Source organism: Haloplanus aerogenes (assembly GCF_003856835.1).
Lineage (GTDB): Archaea > Halobacteriota > Halobacteria > Halobacteriales > Haloferacaceae > Haloplanus > Haloplanus aerogenes.
In genome coordinates, this window is sequence record NZ_CP034145.1 from 3,268,910 (window position 1) to 3,285,252 (window position 16,343).

The 16,343-nt window shown below is 65.8% G+C and carries 13 protein-coding genes and 2 tRNA genes; 3 read left to right on the forward strand and 12 right to left on the reverse strand.

Going from position 1 to position 16,343, the window contains the following annotated elements; genetic code table 11:
- Window positions 1–6: 6 nt before the first annotated feature.
- Genes rpoB through DU502_RS16765 form a run of 3 tightly spaced genes read right to left on the reverse strand, consistent with a single transcriptional unit; the run spans window position 7 to window position 3,621 of the window.
- Window positions 7–1,833: a DNA-directed RNA polymerase subunit B gene (gene rpoB, locus DU502_RS16755; RefSeq protein ID WP_121921797.1), complete on the reverse strand. Its 1,827-nt coding sequence runs from the start codon at window positions 1,831–1,833 to the stop codon at window positions 7–9.
- Window position 1,834: 1 nt separating this feature from the next.
- A complete protein-coding gene (locus DU502_RS16760; protein WP_121921798.1) occupies window positions 1,835–3,394 on the reverse strand; it encodes a DNA-directed RNA polymerase subunit B'' in 1,560 nt (519 codons plus the stop codon).
- A complete protein-coding gene (locus tag DU502_RS16765; protein WP_121921799.1) occupies window positions 3,391–3,621 on the reverse strand; it encodes a DNA-directed RNA polymerase subunit H in 231 nt (76 codons plus the stop codon). The genes DU502_RS16760 and DU502_RS16765 overlap by 4 nt, the downstream gene beginning before the upstream one ends.
- A 253-nt stretch (window positions 3,622–3,874) precedes the next feature.
- On the opposite strand from DU502_RS16765, the gene DU502_RS16770 reads away from it, so the two are divergent.
- The 3 genes from DU502_RS16770 (at window position 3,875) to DU502_RS16780 (ending at window position 6,297) form a co-directional block, all read left to right on the forward strand.
- Window positions 3,875–3,947 (forward strand) — tRNA-Asp (locus DU502_RS16770).
- Window positions 3,948–4,249: 302 nt separating this feature from the next.
- Window positions 4,250–6,061 carry an MASE3 domain-containing protein gene (locus tag DU502_RS16775; protein ID WP_199722765.1) on the forward strand — a complete coding sequence of 604 codons (1,812 nt, stop codon included), beginning with the start codon at window positions 4,250–4,252 and terminating at the stop codon, window positions 6,059–6,061.
- A 163-nt stretch (window positions 6,062–6,224) separates the two neighbouring features.
- Window positions 6,225–6,297 (forward strand) — tRNA-Asp (locus DU502_RS16780).
- Between the two features lie 164 nt (window positions 6,298–6,461).
- On the opposite strand, the gene DU502_RS16785 is transcribed toward DU502_RS16780, so the two are convergent.
- The 9 genes from DU502_RS16785 to DU502_RS16820 all read right to left on the reverse strand — a co-directional run bounded on the left by DU502_RS16785 (window position 6,462) and on the right by DU502_RS16820 (window position 16,276).
- The gene (locus DU502_RS16785) at window positions 6,462–8,171 is read right to left on the reverse strand and encodes a GMC oxidoreductase (RefSeq protein ID WP_121921801.1); all 1,710 of its coding nucleotides are present in this window, start codon (window positions 8,169–8,171) and stop codon (window positions 6,462–6,464) included.
- A 2-nt stretch (window positions 8,172–8,173) separates the two neighbouring features.
- Entirely contained in the window at window positions 8,174–9,076 is a 903-nt protein-coding gene (locus DU502_RS16790; protein ID WP_121921802.1) for a hypothetical protein, read from the reverse strand.
- Between the two features lie 91 nt (window positions 9,077–9,167).
- On the reverse strand, window positions 9,168–9,425 hold the full coding sequence (locus DU502_RS16795) for a hypothetical protein (RefSeq protein WP_121921803.1): 258 nt from the start codon (window positions 9,423–9,425) through the stop codon (window positions 9,168–9,170).
- 38 nt (window positions 9,426–9,463) lie between these two features.
- Window positions 9,464–10,114 carry a hypothetical protein gene (locus DU502_RS16800; protein ID WP_121921804.1) on the reverse strand — a complete coding sequence of 217 codons (651 nt, stop codon included), beginning with the start codon at window positions 10,112–10,114 and terminating at the stop codon, window positions 9,464–9,466.
- Between the two features lie 108 nt (window positions 10,115–10,222).
- The gene (locus DU502_RS18460; protein ID WP_158601202.1) at window positions 10,223–10,384 is read right to left on the reverse strand and encodes a hypothetical protein; all 162 of its coding nucleotides are present in this window, start codon (window positions 10,382–10,384) and stop codon (window positions 10,223–10,225) included.
- A 116-nt stretch (window positions 10,385–10,500) separates the two neighbouring features.
- Window positions 10,501–10,974, reverse strand: a complete 474-nt coding sequence (locus DU502_RS16805) for a Zn-ribbon domain-containing OB-fold protein (protein WP_121921805.1) — start codon at window positions 10,972–10,974, stop codon at window positions 10,501–10,503.
- The gene (locus tag DU502_RS16810) at window positions 10,971–12,143 is read right to left on the reverse strand and encodes a thiolase C-terminal domain-containing protein (protein WP_121921806.1); all 1,173 of its coding nucleotides are present in this window, start codon (window positions 12,141–12,143) and stop codon (window positions 10,971–10,973) included. The genes DU502_RS16805 and DU502_RS16810 overlap by 4 nt, the downstream gene beginning before the upstream one ends.
- Before the next feature lie 25 nt (window positions 12,144–12,168).
- Window positions 12,169–14,664 carry an efflux RND transporter permease subunit gene (locus tag DU502_RS16815; protein ID WP_121921851.1) on the reverse strand — a complete coding sequence of 832 codons (2,496 nt, stop codon included), beginning with the start codon at window positions 14,662–14,664 and terminating at the stop codon, window positions 12,169–12,171.
- 13 nt (window positions 14,665–14,677) lie between these two features.
- A complete protein-coding gene (locus DU502_RS16820; protein ID WP_121921807.1) occupies window positions 14,678–16,276 on the reverse strand; it encodes a COG1361 S-layer family protein in 1,599 nt (532 codons plus the stop codon).
- Window positions 16,277–16,343 lie beyond the last annotated feature (67 nt).

Consider the following 16,343-nt stretch of genomic DNA (forward strand, 5'->3'; position numbering starts at 1 on the left):
ACATTGTTATACTGCGTCCTCGAGTTCCAGCCGCGGTCGAATGCCGAGCGCGATCATCTCGTCGAGGAGGAGCTTGAACGCGTAGCTCACCTCGATCTCGTGGATGTCGTCCTCGTCGCCGGTGACGGGGTCGTACACCCGACGCTGATCCACGTCCTCGACGGCGACCATGCCCGTGTCGGCGCTGATGTAGACGTTCTCGCGGTCCGAGGAGTCGAGCAGGCGCTCCTTGAGCGCCATCGCCGCCCCGTGACCGATCAGCACCTCACGCTCCATCTCGCCCACGCGCAGGCCACCCTCACGGGCGCGACCCTCGGTGGGCTGGCGGGTGAGCACCTGCACCGGCCCGCGAGAGCGGGCGTGCAGCTTGTTGCTCACCATGTGGTACAGCTTGTGGTAGAAGATGGTGCCGACGAAAATCTCGGCCTCGATCTTCTCCCCCGTCACGCCGGAGTACATCACTTCCTTGCCGGAGGACTCGAAGCCGTGCTCCTCCAGCGCGCCCCGAAGCTCCGACTCGTCCTCGCCCTGGAAGGCCGTGCCGTCGACGCGGCGGCCTTCAAGCGAGCCGACCTTGCCGCCCAGCATCTCCAGCACGTGGCCGACCGTCATCCGCGACGGGAGGGCGTGCGGGTTGAGGACCAGGTCGGGGACGACACCCTCCTGCGTGAAGGGCATGTCCTCCTGCGGCGCGAGGTGGCCGATGACCCCCTTCTGGCCGTGGCGGGACGCGAACTTGTCCCCGAGTTCGGGAATGCGCTCGTCCCGCACCGAGACCTTCGAGAGCTTCGAGCCGTCCTCGCCTTCCATCAGCGTGACCGTGTCGACGACACCGTCCTCACCCGAGCGCATCGTAACGCTCGTCTCCCGGCGCTTCTGGGGCGACAGGCCACCCATGTCGTCCGGTTCCTCCAAGAAGCGCGGCGGACTCGTCTTCCCCAGCAGGACGGAGTTCTCGTCGACCTGCGTCTCGGGGTTGACGAGGCCGTCCTCGTCCAGATGCGTGTAGGCGTCCTCGCCGCGAGCGCCGCGCACGTCCTGACTCGGCACCTCGAAGCGGTCCTCCTGACCGCCGGGGTAGCGCCGTTCCTCGCCCTCGTAGGTCCGGAAGAAGTGCGAGCGGGCGAGCGCACGGTCGACCGAGCCCTTGTTCATGACGAGCGCGTCCTCGATGTTGAACCCCTCGTAGGACATGACGGCGACGACGAAGTTCTGCGCCGCCGGCCGCTCGTCGAACCCGATCTGTTCCGTGGTCTGGGTCTTGACCATGGCCAGCTGCGGGTAGTGCATGAGGTGCTGGCGCGTGTCCGGGCGAATCCGGTAGTTGGCGGCCGGAAGCCCGAGCGACTGCTTCATCATCCCCGCACCCATCGTAATCCGCGGCGATGCGTTGTGTTCGGGGTAGGGGATCATCCCGGCGCCGATACCGAAGATGAGCTGCGGGTCGATTTCGAGGTGGGTGTGTCGGTCGTTGAGTTCGTCCTCGTCGACGGCGACGTAGATGTCCTCCTCCTCCTCGGCGTCGATGAACTCGATGTAGCCGCGGTCGACGAGCTGTTCGAAACTCAGCTCGTCGTTCTCCACCGCTTCGATTTCCTCGTCCGAGAGGAGGGGTTCGCCGTCCTCGACGACGATCAGCGGACGGCGGGCCCGGCCCGCGTCCGCGTTGATGATGACCTCGCGCGTGCGCTCCTTGATGGAGACGTTGACCATGTCGCTGACGTCGCCGCGCCGGCGCGCTTCGCGGATCTGTTGTGCGAGCTGTTCGGGGTCGGGATGCGTTCCGACCAGACTGCCGTTGACGTATACTTTCGCCTCGCGTGCCTGAGCCATGTTAATCCGCCATCGAGTCGACGCCTTCGATTCCGGGGATGCCCTCGACCCCCATCGACGCCAGTTCGCGTTTGAGTTCCTGTTCGTCCTCCACGTTCTGGGAGAGCTCCATCGCCTGCGCGAAGTTCTTCACCAGCCCACAGTTCGGTCCTTCCGGCGTCTCGGAGGGACAGATGCGACCCCACTGGGTCGCGTGCAGGTCACGCGCCTCGAAGTGGGGCTGCGAGCGCGAGAGCGGGCTCCGCAGGCGCCGCAGGTGCGACAGCACGCCCATGTAGTCCGTGCGGTCGACGAGCTGGGAGACGCCGGAGCGGCCGCCCACCCAGTTCCCCGTCGCGATGGGGTGTTCCAGCCGCTCGGTCAGCACGTCCGACCGGACGACGGTGTTGACCGTCAGCTGCCGGTTGCGCATGTTCGCGCGTTCGAGCTGGTACTTCACGTCACGGGCCAGCTTGTTCAGGGCCGTCCGGAACAGGTCGCGCATCAGGTCGCCGCTCACCTTCAGGCGCTTGTTCGCGTAGTGGTCCTTGTCGTCGGCCTCGCGGCGGTCCAGCGCGAGTTCGAAACACGCCTCCGCCATCCGGCAGAGGTAGTACGCCTTGTTGATCCGAACCTCCTCCTCGTCGACGCCCTCCTCGTGGAGATGCGGGAGCAGGTAGCGGTCGATGACGTAGTTGGCGCGTTTCAGCTGGTAGTTTTTCCCCTGACCACCGGCGACCCGCTTGCCGAGCGTCTCGATGGCCTCCTCCTCGCTCTGGACCTCGGCCATCTCCAGGTTCTCCAGCATGAACTTCACGATCTCGGGGTCGTCGCTGACGCGGTGGACGATCTCCTCGTCCGACTCCAGCCCCAGCGCCCGCACCAGCGTCACGAAGTCGACGCTCCCGGAGACGGAGGGGAACGATACTTCCAGAATCCCCTCGCGGTTGCGCTCACAGAGGACCAGCGCACGGTAGCCCCGGCGCTGGCTGAACGTCTTGGCGACCTGAATCTCGTCGCCGTACTTGGTGTCGTACTCCGCGAGAATCTTGTTCGGGGCGAGGTCCTCGCTCGTCATCAGCACCCGCTCGGAGCCGTTGACGATGAAGTAGCCACCCGGATCGACGGGGTCCTCACCGATGTCGATCAGTTCCTCGCGCGTGAGATCCGCGATGTTACAGCGCCGCGACCCGACCATGATCGGCATCCGGCCGACCTTCGTCTCGGTGGAGTCGACGACGACTTCCTCCTCTTCCTCGCCGCCGCGGACGATGGCCATCTCCATGAAGACCGGCGCGGCGTACGTGATGTTGCGCAGGCGGGCCTCCTGCGGATAGAGGAGTTCCTCGCTCCCGTCGGCCTCGCGCACTCGGGGCGTCTCCACGCGCACGTCGCCGAGTTCGACGAAGACCGGCTCCTGGCCTTCCTTGTCACCGATGTCAGTCTCGATCCGCTCTTTCTCGTCGACGACTTCCTGCATCCCCCGGTCGAGGAAGGCGTTGAACGAGCGGAAGTGGTGTTCGGCGAGCCGTTCCTGTGAGAAGTACTCTCGTGAAATCGTGCGTCGGCTCTGTCGATTCATTCGACCACCAGTCGGTATACGGTTGCTTGGTCAGTGGTACGAGAGTCGCGAACGATCTCGATCACGTCGCCAATCTCGGCATCCTCGGGCAACGCCGGATCGCTCTTCTTTATTTTCGGCAAGTTGGTCTTGCTCACGTTGTACTCCGCGAGTACCTCGTCGACGCGGTCAGGGTCGTCGAGGACTGTATGCTCCGGAACCAGTTTGTGTTGGCTTACGTCTACCATGGGTGAGTGGGTGGAGAAGTTATCACGAGATACTACGGCGCCTTTGTAGACCTACCCATTTAACGCTTGCCAAAGAAACGCGAAGCGAAGCTAATCGACCCGCCGGCGGGCGCCGGCGGACCACGCTCGGTACGGATTGCCATGGACTCTCCCAGTACAAAGCCGTTTCGGCGACGCGCCGCGATACCGCATCTCACAGCGGGTCGATATGGCAAGTCTTATTTCCCAGTCCCCGCTCGGATTAGATGCGAAAGCCCGGATGGTGTAGTGGCCCATCATACGACCCTGTCACGGTCGTGACGCGGGTTCAAATCCCGCTCCGGGCGTTCTTCCTGATTCCAACTCACGAGCGACGAGTGTAACGAGGAGCGAGTGACCGAATCAGGAAGGCGACTCTCGGGATTTGAATCAGGGAGTGCAGCGAAGCGGAACGACCGTGGTTCAAATCCCGCTCCGGGCGTCCTTTTGCCGACGCCGACTACGAACGAGGAGCGAACGAGCGGATTCTGTCTGGACACTGAACCGAACCAATGGTCTTATGTCCCGATACCGAAACCCGTGGGTACGAGTGTCATCCGTCGGCAGATCGTCCGACTGGTACGGACACACCGCCGCTCTCGCGGTGTCCGTGAGTGGACTCGCTGCGCTCTATGTCGTCCAGACCCGAAACTTCCTGCTGTTTCACAGCATCGTCGAGATCTTCAGCATCCTGGTCGCCTTCGGCGTCTTCATCATCACGTGGAACGCCCGTGAAGAGCTGGAACACCCGTTCATCGTCGTCCTCGGGATCAGCTACTTGTTCGTCGGCGGCCTCGACCTGTTACACACGCTCGCGTACAGGGGCATGGGTGTCTTCCCGAACGCCAGCGCGAACCTCCCGACGCAGTTGTGGCTCCTCGGTCGGTCGCTCGAAGCCGCCTCGGTGCTCGGTGCGGGCGTCGCCGGGGTGGTGGTCAGCGAGCGCGACCGCCTGAACATCGAGTGGAACGGCCGGAACCTCGGGATGCTCATCACGGGCTTCGCGGTGGTCGTGGCGCTCGGTCTCGGGTCGATATTCGTCGTCGACTGGTTCCCGCGGGCGTACGTCCTGGGGAGCGGGCTGACCCGGTTCAAGGTCGTCAGCGAGTATGTTATCGTCGGCCTGTTCGGGGTCGGCCTCGCAGTCGTGACCCGCCAGCAGGAGACGTTCGACGAACGCGTCTTCCGGTTGCTCGCCGCCTCGCTACTCCTGACGATGCTGTCCGAACTCGCGTTCACGTTCTACGTCGACGTCTACGGCCTCTCGAACGCCGCCGGCCACTTCCTCAAGCTCGGCTCGTTTTACCTGATCTACCTCGGCGTCGTGAAAACCGGGATCAAAAACCCACAGCGGGCGCTCTATCGTACCCTCGCCCAGCGGGAGGCCGAGGCGCGCAAGTTCAAGAAGGCCGCCGACCACTCCGGACACGCGATCCTGATCACGGATCGGGACGGCATGATCCAGTACGCAAACACCGCGTGGGAGGACATGACGGGCTACGACGCAAGCGAGGCCATCGGCCGGACCCCGCGCCTCCTCAAGTCCGGCGAACACGACGACGCGTTCTACGAGGAGCTGTGGGAGACCATCCTCGCGGGAGACATCTGGGAGGGTGAAATCGTCAACGAGCGCAAGAACGGCGAGCGGTTCGTTATCTACCAAACGACAGCACCCATCCTCACGGAAGACGGCAAGATAGCGGGCTTCGTCGCGATTCACGACGACATCACCGAACAGAAGGCGTACGAGGAGCGCCTAGAGAGTGATCTGCACACGAGCATCGAGCAGTTACAGGTGCTCGCTCGCATCCTCCGGCACAACATCCGCAACGAGCTGAACGTCGTCTCTGGCACCGCCGAGACGGTGCGAACGAAGACGGACGACGCCGACATCGAGGCGATGGTGACCCGAATCGAGGAGGCGAGCGACCGGTTGCTCATGCAGGCCGACAAGCAACGCGAGATAGTGCAGCTCCTGCTGGAGCCGTCGACCGAGACGCCGCTCCAGCTCGACGAGGTGGTCGACGACGTCGTCGAGCGCCTGACGGCGCAGTACCCGCACGCGGAGGTCACCGTCGACGTGCCCCCGGAGCTCGAACTCACGACGATTCCGGAGCTTCGGCAGGCGATCACCGAAATCGTCGAGAACGCCATCATCCACACAGATCGGGAGACACCGACGGTCACGATCAGCGCCCGGTCCCGAGACGAAGTGGTCGAAATCAGCGTCACGGACGACGGGCCGGAGATTCCGGCGGTGGAGCGACAGGTGATCGCCGAAGAGACGGAAATCGACGCGCTCCTCCACAGTAGCGGCATGGGTCTGTGGCTCGCCAGTCGCACTGTCAGGCGAGCCGGCGGGACGATCCGGTTCGAGGACGCGGACCAACGCGGGAACGTCGTCACCCTCGTCGTCCCGTAGGACCGTACCGAGCGGGCAACGGCGGGAGTTGGACACAGTTTAGGAGCGGTTACGCTGAGGTTGTGACGTGGGTTCTTTTAAGCCTCTGACTAATAGTATGAGGCGAGTGCTGGTGGAAATGGCCGCGTGAGGCTGTGACGTTTGAGTTGTGGGCGTGACGAGTGCCCGGATGGTGTAGTGGCCCATCATACGACCCTGTCACGGTCGTGACGCGGGTTCAAATCCCACCCCGGGCGTTCTTCCTGATTCCAACTCACGAGCGAGGAGCGTCGCGACGAGCGAGTGGTCGAATCAGGAAGACGGTTCTCGCGATTTGAACCAGGGAGTGCAGCGAAGCGGAACGACCGTGGTTCAAATCCCGCACCCTCCTCACTCAACCAACCGCAGAGCGACGCCCCCCTCAGAAGTACCGTTCGAGGATCTTATCCGCCGTCCGAGCAGCGAGGGCCTGCCCCGTGTTGGTAGGGTTCGCGCCGCCGACACCGTTCGAGAGGGCGGAGTGGTCGGCGACGAACAGGCGGTCAACATCGTGGGCTTCGCACGCCTCGTCCAGCACCTCGCCCATCCGCATCGTACTGTGAACGTGCAGGGCGGTCGGTGGCGAATCCGACCGGTGGACGTGTGAGGCACCCGCTTCGCGGAGGATGTCGGCCGCGATGGTCGCGAGTTCGTCACGTCGCTTCTGGTCGCCCTCGCTCGGTTCGTAGTTCACGACGGGGATGGGTCCGTGTTCGTCCGCCAGCCCTGGCGTCACGGTGACGCCGTTTCGTCGGTGCGGACGGTCGTCGCTCACGACGAGGATCTGCAGCATCCGGGGATAGCCCGCGAGCAGCCGTTTGAGCTCCGGCCCGGCGAGTCGTCCCATCGTGTCCCAGGGCGCGTCTGTGGGGTCGTTCTGGAACGTGAACCCCGACGCGCTGGCGCCGAAGCCCAGAATCGCGCCGACACCGGGCGTGGTGCCGACCGTCTGCAACATCCCCAGCCCCGGATAGTCGAACCTGGCGGCGATGTCCTGGCCTTCGTGTTGATCGACCGTTCCCTTCCCGAGGCGCTCTTCGAGGTCGTCCGCTTTCCACAGCCCCATCACGTTGTCCCCGAAGTGGATGGTCAGACCCCGCCCCACCCACTCGTTTCGCGGCAGGTCGGCGTTCAGCCAGAGGCGCGGCGTCTCGATGGCGCCTGCCGCGAGAATCACCACCTCGGCGTCCACGCGTTCGGTTCGCCCCGACCACGTGTCCCGGAATCTGACGCCGGTCACGCTGGGCGTGTCTCCGAGCGGCGTCTCCGTCCGGATGTCGGTGACGAACGCATTGGGTCGAATCGAGACGTTGCCCGTCGCGAGGGCTGCGGGCACGAAACTGACGTTGCTCGACCGCTTCGCCTTCTCCTCGTAGGGCGCACCCCGAGGGTGAGGATTGCCCGCGATGTTGCCGAGGGCGAGCGTGTCACCCTGCACCTCGGGGTAGGTGAAGTCGCCGTCGTACCCCGCGTCAACGTGGAGTTTCGGGTCGGGCTGTCGGATCGCGTTGGGTTGTGGTCTGTAACCGGGTTCGGTGACGTTGTGGTCGTGGAGGAGTGGCCATCCTGCCGCCGCCGCCCCACGGAAAAACAGTTCCTCTTTCGCGGTGACGGGCGCGGGCGTCACCTCACACATCGTCTCGATTTCCCAGTAGTACGGAAGCAGGTCGGCGTAGTCGATGGGCCAGTGACCCTGCTCGTCGATCGACGCCGGGTAGGCACGGGGGTGACAGCCGGTGTAGTGGAGCGTCGTCCCGCCGACGCCCGCACACTGGAGGATCGCCCCGTCGCCGGGGAACTTCCGGAACCAGAACCCCCGCTCGTGATCGGCCGGACCGAAGAGCAACTTGTTCACCATCTCGAACTCCCGCGTCGTGAACTGCTCGTCGAGCAACTCGCCGCTCAGATCCGCAACGCTGGACGAAACCGCACCGCCCGGCTCCTCGCTGGGTTTCGGCCACTTCTCGTTCCCGTAGAACGGGCCGGCTTCGAGAACGAGCACCGACAGCCCTGCATCGGCCAGTTTCCAGGCCGCGACGGGACCGTCGCCGCCCGCACCCACGACGATCACGTCGTAGTCGTCTGCGACCATCGTCACTCCGGGAAGGGCTCCTCGTAGTCGCTCGTCTCGTAATCGTTCTCGCGGAACGATCCGGGCTCACGGACGATCCGAACCGGCGACTCCTGATCGTCGTCGATGGTCGTCCAGACATCGCCCGCACCGAGTGGTCCGTCGTCGTCACCGAGGTATCCCCTGAGCGCCGCGTATCCGTCGCTGAATCCCGGGTATCCCGTCTGTCGCCAGCTTTGAACCGCCGCCGGATCGTTCGGATGGACGCGTTCGCTCGGCGGCTGGGTGAACTCGTCGTATCCCTGCCACTCGCTGTAGTAGATCATCTCGGTGAATCCGACGACGAGTTGGCCGACGAGTCCCCCGTCGAACTCGAACAGTTCGCCTTCGAACTGCGAGAGTTCGAGTTCGAGTTCGTCGAGAAGCCCGATGGCCCGGAGTCGATCCCGCCGGGATAGTTTCGAGAAGGGGCCGGCCGCCGTCCGAACCGCTCGGGGAGACGCCTCGCCGGGAGCCAGCAACGAGACTGGGCGGTCGTCGTCGAGTTCGCCGGTGGCGTCCCCCTGATCGAGGAGAGTCAGCGCCGCGATGTCGAGAATCTGTGCGATCGGATCGGCGAGCGGGATGTTCCCTCGGGGACCGAGATACGGCAAGCCGAATTGAAATCCGTCGTCGACGTACGTGACGACGAAATCTTCGAGACCGATCGCCAGGCCGCCGGGGACGTGTGCAGGACCGAGTTCGGGATCGAGTTCCGGCGTCTCCGGTACCACCGCGTCGACGATTGCCCGAAACGTCACGACCGTATGGAGTTCCACGTCCTCGGTGCCCGAGACGAGGTCGGCTAGGAGTTCCAGAGCCGACGCAGCCCCCCGTAAGACGGTGCCGATCCACCGATTGAGCCGGCGCAACTGTTCGTCGTACATGCACCCCTATTCGTCAGCGAGATAATAATACTTCGTCGTGGGCCTGATTTCCCGGACGGCGACACGTCCGTCGAGAGCGCGCTGGCAGGGGCTACTGGTCGGCACCGTCTCCGGAGGCCGTCGACTCGGTCGCTCGGCTGAAGCCGAGAAACAGAAGAACGCCCCCGGCGATGCCGGTTGCGGCGAAATCGAGCGTCCAGTGCCACGGATACGGGGCGGGCGGCTCCCGAATGCTCTCGGGGAGGGCTTTGAGGGCGGGGATGTACCAGAACAGATAGGCGACGAGGTAGAAGCCCCCGATGATCATCCACAGCCAGTCGACGCGTCGGAGCCACTCCCGAACGGACATACACGGCGATACGGTCGCAACCGTGCTAAGCCTATCTCTCACCGCCGTTCACGTCGACCCCGCTCGGCGTGCGAACGACCCCGCCACGCGAGGTACCCGACGATCAGGAGGAGGATGCCGATCACGGCGGGCCGTCGCCACCGCCGTCGGGTCGGTTGCGAGTCGCCTCGCTCGTCGCCCCACGACAGTAGCCGGGTGGCAACGTACTCGTCGACGGTGTCGTCTTCGACGATTTCGAATGTCGCCGCGCCGAGGGAATCGAGGGGGTCGAGAAGCGATTGCAGCACGTCGACGAACCGCTTCGCGTCGTCGGTGGTCGCCCACTCGTACAACTCGAGAAATTCGCCCTCCTGCGTCCCGGCCAACCAGAGTTTTCGTCGGAAGCCGGGCATGCCGGCGAAAAACGGGGTGGCGACGTTCGCGAGCGGGTCGAATAGCACGCTGCGAAGCGTCTCGCTCGTGGTCCTGTCGGCACCGTGCAGGTGAAAGACGAGGACGACGCCGTCGTCACGTGCGTCCGCGACAGCCGGCTGGAGCGTCGTTTCACGGTAGAGGACGAAGCGGTCTCCGTCCGGCAGTTCGAGGACGTACCCCAGACGCTGCTGCGGAAATCGGATGCGGCCACCGAGGAGATAGCCGATGGATCGAAGCAGCGATTGCAGGAACACGAGTGCGGTTTGCGGGTTCATGGATCACTCCAGCGATGGCACCGTGTCGCTCCACCGACGGACGACATCGATTGAGACCACCGCTACCTGTAGGTCACCAGTCGTCTTAGTATCTCGCTGTCCCGCGACTCACGACTCCGACCGCGACCCGTACCCGCCGTGCCGCGTCGACACCGTCTCCGGTTCCGGCTGTGCGGCGTTCAACAGCGCCACGTACACGCCCGGCCGTCGCTGGAGCCACCCCAGTTGCACCGTCACGTGACCGGCGACGAACAGGCCGAGCAAGAGCACCGGTGTTTCGAGTACCTGTCGGGCCTAGACTGGGAACCGCGGGACCGACGGGAGTCCGAGCGAGGTCGCGAACGCACACGCACTCTCGACCGCGAGGTGCCGGTGGTAGCGACCGACTAGTCCCCTCGATTCGGCTCGAACTCGTGGATCGGCCACTCGAGTTCGTGCGCCAGCGCCAGTTCCCGTTCGTCCTCGTCGAGAGCCCGGGCGGTCAAGCGCACCGGCATGTCGATGGCGGCGTTCGCGTACGGGACGGTGAGGCGCCCAGTCAGCCGGGCGCCCGAATCGAGTTCGACGATGGCGACAGTGTACGGCGCCCGGCCTTCGAGTGCGGAGGGCGGCGTCCGAACTTCGGTGTAGGAGACGACGGTCCCCGTTTTCGGCTGTGATTCGACGTGCAGGTTCCGGCCGCCGCAGGCGTAACAGGCCGGGCGGGGCGGGACCAGCCGCTTCCCGCAGTCCTCGCAGACGGCGGCGAGCAGGTCGCCGGAATCGAGCGCCGAGAAGAAACCGGGGAGGGTGAAGGGACTGTCTGGCGTCACCTCGTCGGGTGCGAGCGGTGCGGTCGTGGAGTGGTCGTGGTCGGTCATGTGGTGAGAACGTGGGCGACGGTGACGGCGTCTGCGACGCCACCTTCGTTGATCAGCAGCGCGGTCGTCGCGTCCGCGACCTGTCGCTCGGGTGTCGCCGTCCCGGTCAGTTGTTCGTACGCTTCGACGGCCTGCGCGAGGCCGGTGGCGCCGATGGGGTGGCCGCGGGCCTTCAGCCCCCCACTCGTGCTCAGGTGCGTGTCGGTCCAGCCGTCGCTGCGCTCGGCAGGCGGGAGTGCGCTCTCGTATCCCCGCCCACGGGGTGCGAGTCCGGCGGCCTCGGCGAGGAGTGCCTCACTGATCGTGAAGGCGTCGTGGACCTCGGCGATATCGACGTCCGCCGCCTCGACGCCCGCCTCGTCGTACGCTTCGGTCGCCGCCTCGTGGGCACCCTCGACGAACGTGAGGTTCCGGTCCGCGACGCCGATGTTGTTCGCACCGGCGCCGACGCCGGCGACCCGGACCGGCGGGCGGTCGTCGCCGTCGTCGAACCGCGCCGCCACGTCCGCGTTCGCCACGAGCACCACGGCCGCGCCGTCGGTGACGGGCGCACAGTCGAACAGTTTCAGCGGCGGGGAAACGTAGTCGGAGTCGAGTACCGTCTCCACGTCCGTCTCCCGCTGGAACTGCGCCCGTGGGTTGGCGGCGGCGTTCGCGTGGTTCTTGACCGCGATACGGGCGAGGTCACGCTCCGTCGCGTCGGTGTCGTGGAGGTATCGCTGGGCGAGGAGGGCGTACTGGCTCGGCGCCGTGACGCCGGAGCGCTGTTCGAGCGCGCGGTCGAACGCCGCCGACAGCGCGTTTGTCGCCCCTGCGGTGCCGCCCGCGGTCATCTTCTCGACGCCACAGGCGAGAACCGCGTCCCGGCGGCCGCTCCGTACGTCCTCGACGGCGTGGCGGAGGGCCAGCGCTCCCGCGGCGGCACAGCCCTCGACCCGTTCGGAGGGGACGTGACGCAACCCGCACCACTCCGCGAGGAGCGTTCCGTACATGATCTGGTGCTCGTAGGACTCCGACTGGTTGCCGACGTACATCGCGTCGACCACTTCGGCCGGATCGGGACCGCCCTCGAACGCCTCGGCGACGGCGGCGCTGAAGAGGTCCCGCCCGGTCAGTTCGGTGCGGCCGAACGGCGAGGTGCCGACGGCCGCGACGTGTGGGTCGGGCATGCACCCACCCAGACGTGCTACGTAGTTAACTGTTCGTCGTCCCCGCGTCGCCGTTCGTGACCGGCGGCGGCTGCAACTCGCCGAAAAGGCGCTCCCAGACGACGAGCGCCGCGGGCAACACCAGAAGCGAACTCAGGAAGGCGTAGACGACCGAGAGCGCGGTGAGCATCCCGAAGTCGCCGATGGCGGGAAACACCGAGAGGACGAGGACGCCGATCCCGAAGACCGTCGTGAGGACGCTCCCGAGGAGCGCGCCACCGGTGCCGTAGACGCTCCGGGAGAGGGCGTCGAAGACCGTCGGCTGGAGGCGTCGCTCGTCGATGTAGCGGTGGGTGAGGTGGACCGAGTAGTCGATGCCGAGGCCGATCGTCATGGCGAGGACGGTCGCGGTGAAAGCGTTGAGCGAGAAGCCGAGATAACGCATCGATCCGCCGACGAAGGCGACCGTGACGATGATGGGGGCGAGGTTGGCGAGGCCGAGCGACGCCCGTCCCTCCAGCACCCAGTAGACGAACAGCAGGAAGACGGCGGTGCCTGCGAGCGCCAGTGCGAGGCTGACGATGGCGGACGCGAAGATGATATCCGAGATGGCCTTGAACACGACGATGTTGCCGGTCGCCGTCGCGCCTGCCCGGTACCGGTCCGCGACCGCCCGTGCGTCTGCCGTAACCTCGGCGTCGGTTCGATCACCCTTCACCGCGTACACCACGCGGGCGCTTCGGCGGTCCTCGGTGAGGTACTCCAGCGTCCGATCCCGGGCGGGCGAGGCAAACAGGTAGTCGTACACCTCGTCGAGATTCCGGTCGGGGATGCCGTTCGCGTTCCGATCGTTCCGGGCCACGAGCGCGGCGAACTCGGGGTCCTGTTCTTGGTAGGTCCGGACGATCGTCACGATCGAGGTCTCTCTGGCGTGCCGTCCGTCCCGCACGAACGTATCAGGGGGATTGTCGCCTGCCCGCCACATCGACTCCAGCGCAGTGTTTCGTTCCATCGGCGCCTCGACGTAGACGACCACCTCGTCGTCCTCGCTTGACTCGAAGGTGTCTTCGAGGTAGTTGATCGTGGCCGTGATGGTGTAGTCGCCGGGTCGGAACGGTTCGGGAAGCACGTCGTAGAAGTCGGCAGTCTCCTCGGGTGGGAGGAACTGCTCCTGCGAGAACGTCGTGTCGATACCGGCGGCGTAGTAGCCGGCGCCGCCGGAGGCGACCAAGGCGACGAGGAGGAAGACGACCGGGATGCGCCTGGCGACGATCACGCCGACGGAGAGGAGACCGCCGAGCCGCGACCCCTCCGATCCGATCGGTGTCTGCGAAAACGTCGGGATCGGATACCGGTCGCGGAGGGCGTCGGTGTAGAGTTTGAGTGCCGGCAGGAAGACGCCAAAGACGAAGAAGGTAAAGATGATGCCGACCGCCGCGACGAGGCCGAACTCCCGGATGGGGAGCAGGCCGCTCACCAGATTGGAGGAGAATCCGATGACCGTCGTCGCGGTGACGATGAAAAACGCCACGAGAAGCTGATCGGTCGCGGTCCGCATCGCCCGCTCGGGATCGGCCTCCGTGAGCCGTTCCTCCCGGTAGCGGTTGATCGCGTGGATGCCGAAGTCGATGCCCACCGCCAACAACAGCGGCGGGACGGCGATGAGGATCTGTGAGAAGGCAATGCCGGCGAAGCCCATGAATCCGAACGTCCACACGATGGTCATGCCGAGACCGGTCAGTCCGAGGAGCAGGTCGACGAGGTCACGGTAGGCGATCGCGAGAAAGAGGGCGATGAGAATGACCGCCGCGGGGACGACGATGAGCAGAGAGTCGCCGATGACCGTTCCGAACTCGACGGCGATGATTCCCGACCCAAAGACGATAACGTCGCCCCCGGCGGCGTCGGCGATATACCGTGCCTCGACCTGAATCGATTCGAGCGGGCTGGCGCTCCCCTGTCCCGTCTCGGCGTCGATGCCGGCGGGGACCTCGTGCGTGACGATACCGATGGTCGCCGAGGCGGAGGCGGCGGTCGGATTGAAGTCGTCGCTCAACAGGGCGGCAAAGCGCGGGTCTCCCGCCGCGAGCGTGCGGACGGCGATCCGTATCTGGCCGGGCGTCGCGCGCTCGACGGCGTCGATTTCTTCTTCGAGGGTCGACGCGGACGGGTCGAGTTCCCGGGCGACGAGTCGGGCAGCGCTCTCGGTTCGGATGACGCGCATCCCCGGATCGTCGGCCAGCCGTTCCTGAACCGTGAGCATCCGAAGGAGCCCCCGCTTCGAGAGGACGTTCTCGCCGCGCTGGATGAGCTGTGTACTTCCCTCGTCGGCCGCGAACGGGGCGGAGAACTGCTCGTTGACGGCTTCCAGCGCCGCCTCCTCGGGAACGTCTTCGGCGAACGACTCGGTGCCGGATTCGGTCGAGACGGCGGGGAGCCCGGCGGCGAAGACGGCGGTCACGAGAACGAACGCGAGGATGACGGTGCCCGGGCGGCCGGTGATCCAGTCGTCCGCCGCGTCGATGAACCGCTGATACGGTATTTTCGACGGCACGCTATCTCCGTCGGATGACGACGACGGCGGCGATCACCGCGGCGCCGACGCCGAGGAGAATCCAGATGGGGAGCCCGCCGCCGCGTCGCTCTTCGACGGTAACGGGGAGGCGGAACGTATCGGAGATTTCGGTCGTGCCGTCCGCGCGGTCGTATTCGAAGTCCATCGAGACGGGGTACTCCTTGGGGAACGTGGACCGAGCCGCGCTCACCTCGAAACTGATTTCCGCCGACTCGCCGGGTGCGAGTTCGTCGACGAACGCCTCGTCGTCGCTCGTTGCGATGGGATCGTCCACGAACAGTTTCGCGGACACGTCCGAGAGCGACTCCGCCTCGGCGTTCGTGACCATCACCGTCAGCCGGCCGCTACCACCCGCCGAGACGTTCGACTCCACCACCTCGACCGTGAACGGGTCGCGTTCCGGCGCGACCTCGATCCGGGCGGTGAGCGCGTCGCTCGTCCGGTTGTCACCGTCCTCGTCCTCGTAGTCGACGACGAACTGGAGTTGGCGCGCGCCGGGATCGGCGGCGCTCGACACCTCGACCTCGAACGCGAACGCCGCGGACGCACCCGGGTCGAGGTCGGGGACGGCGAACTCCGTCTCACTCGCATCGAAGTTGGGGCTCGCGGGCCGGAAGACCACGACCGCGTCGGCGACGGGGAGGGGACCGTCGTTCGTCACGGTCCCGGAGACAGCCCCCTCGTGGTCGACGCGAAGCGTCGATTCGACGTCCGACAGCGAGAACGTCTGTTCGGCCAGCGGACGGAGGCTCGACCGAAGCTCGTTCGACGACTGGGCGAAGCCGTCGGTGTCGGTGTACGAAACTCGTCCGGTGACGGTGTAGTTCCGGAGTTCGGCATCGTCGACGACCGTGGCCGGGAACGTCACCGTCCTGATCTCGCCGGGAGCCCACTCGCCGACGAACGACTCCGCCGTGGTCGCGCCGCCGAACGTCAGATCGTCGTTCCCGGAGATGAGCTGAACGCTCGCCTCCCGGGCGAGCGCCGTCCCGACGTTCTGTACCGAGACGGTCGTCGTTCCCGATCCGCCAATCTGTGCGTCGGTCCCCATCTCGACCACGCGGAATCGCGCCCGTTCCTCGACGACGACCGGAATCGTCACGCGGCGGGTGACCGTCCGCTCCTCGTACTCCGGTTCCGCGTCGAGGTCGGTTCGGTCGTAGGCCACCACCGAGGTGTAGGTGTACGTGAGTTCGACCGGCAGTTGGTAGGTTCCCGGCGGGACGAACTCGGGGACGGTGAGTTCGATAGCGGCCGGTCCGTGGATACCCTCGGGGACGACGCCGAACGGAATCGCGCTGGTCTCCACGTCGATACCACGAACCTCGCCGATGTCGAGCGTCGCGGAGCGGGCGGTCGTGACGCGGTCGACAAATTCCTGTGGCCCCCCGCGGACGATAGTCGCGTCGTTGACGACGTACACGTCGAGGGTGACCGCCTCACCGGGGGCGACCCGGTTGTCCGGCACCGACAACGAGAGGTCGGCCCGCCCGACGACGACCCGATCGGTCGCGGCAACCGGCACCGCAGAGAGGACCAGCGCCAACACGAGAACGAGCGTCACGATGCCGACCCTCATGCGCGCCCCTCGCAGTCACTCGCGAGACCGTGTGCCGTCGGAGAACGATCCACGGCACCGGTCGATT

Excerpts from the sequence above, each read along its gene's own strand:
- DU502_RS16805 (WP_121921805.1), bottom strand. The coding sequence starts at position 10,974 with ATGACCGACCACGACCACTCCACGACCGCACCGCTCGCACCCGACGAG.
- DU502_RS16790 (WP_121921802.1), bottom strand. The coding sequence starts at position 9,076 with ATGTACGACGAACAGTTGCGCCGGCTCAATCGGTGGATCGGCACCGTC.
- DU502_RS16765 (WP_121921799.1), bottom strand. The coding sequence starts at position 3,621 with ATGGTAGACGTAAGCCAACACAAACTGGTTCCGGAGCATACAGTCCTC.
- DU502_RS16760 (WP_121921798.1), bottom strand. The coding sequence starts at position 3,394 with ATGAATCGACAGAGCCGACGCACGATTTCACGAGAGTACTTCTCACAG.
- DU502_RS16820 (WP_121921807.1), bottom strand. The coding sequence starts at position 16,276 with ATGAGGGTCGGCATCGTGACGCTCGTTCTCGTGTTGGCGCTGGTCCTC.
- DU502_RS16800 (WP_121921804.1), bottom strand. The coding sequence starts at position 10,114 with ATGAACCCGCAAACCGCACTCGTGTTCCTGCAATCGCTGCTTCGATCC.
- rpoB (WP_121921797.1), bottom strand. The coding sequence starts at position 1,833 with ATGGCTCAGGCACGCGAGGCGAAAGTATACGTCAACGGCAGTCTGGTC.
- DU502_RS16795 (WP_121921803.1), bottom strand. The coding sequence starts at position 9,425 with ATGTCCGTTCGGGAGTGGCTCCGACGCGTCGACTGGCTGTGGATGATC.
- DU502_RS16785 (WP_121921801.1), bottom strand. The coding sequence starts at position 8,171 with ATGGTCGCAGACGACTACGACGTGATCGTCGTGGGTGCGGGCGGCGAC.
- DU502_RS16810 (WP_121921806.1), bottom strand. The coding sequence starts at position 12,143 with ATGCCCGACCCACACGTCGCGGCCGTCGGCACCTCGCCGTTCGGCCGC.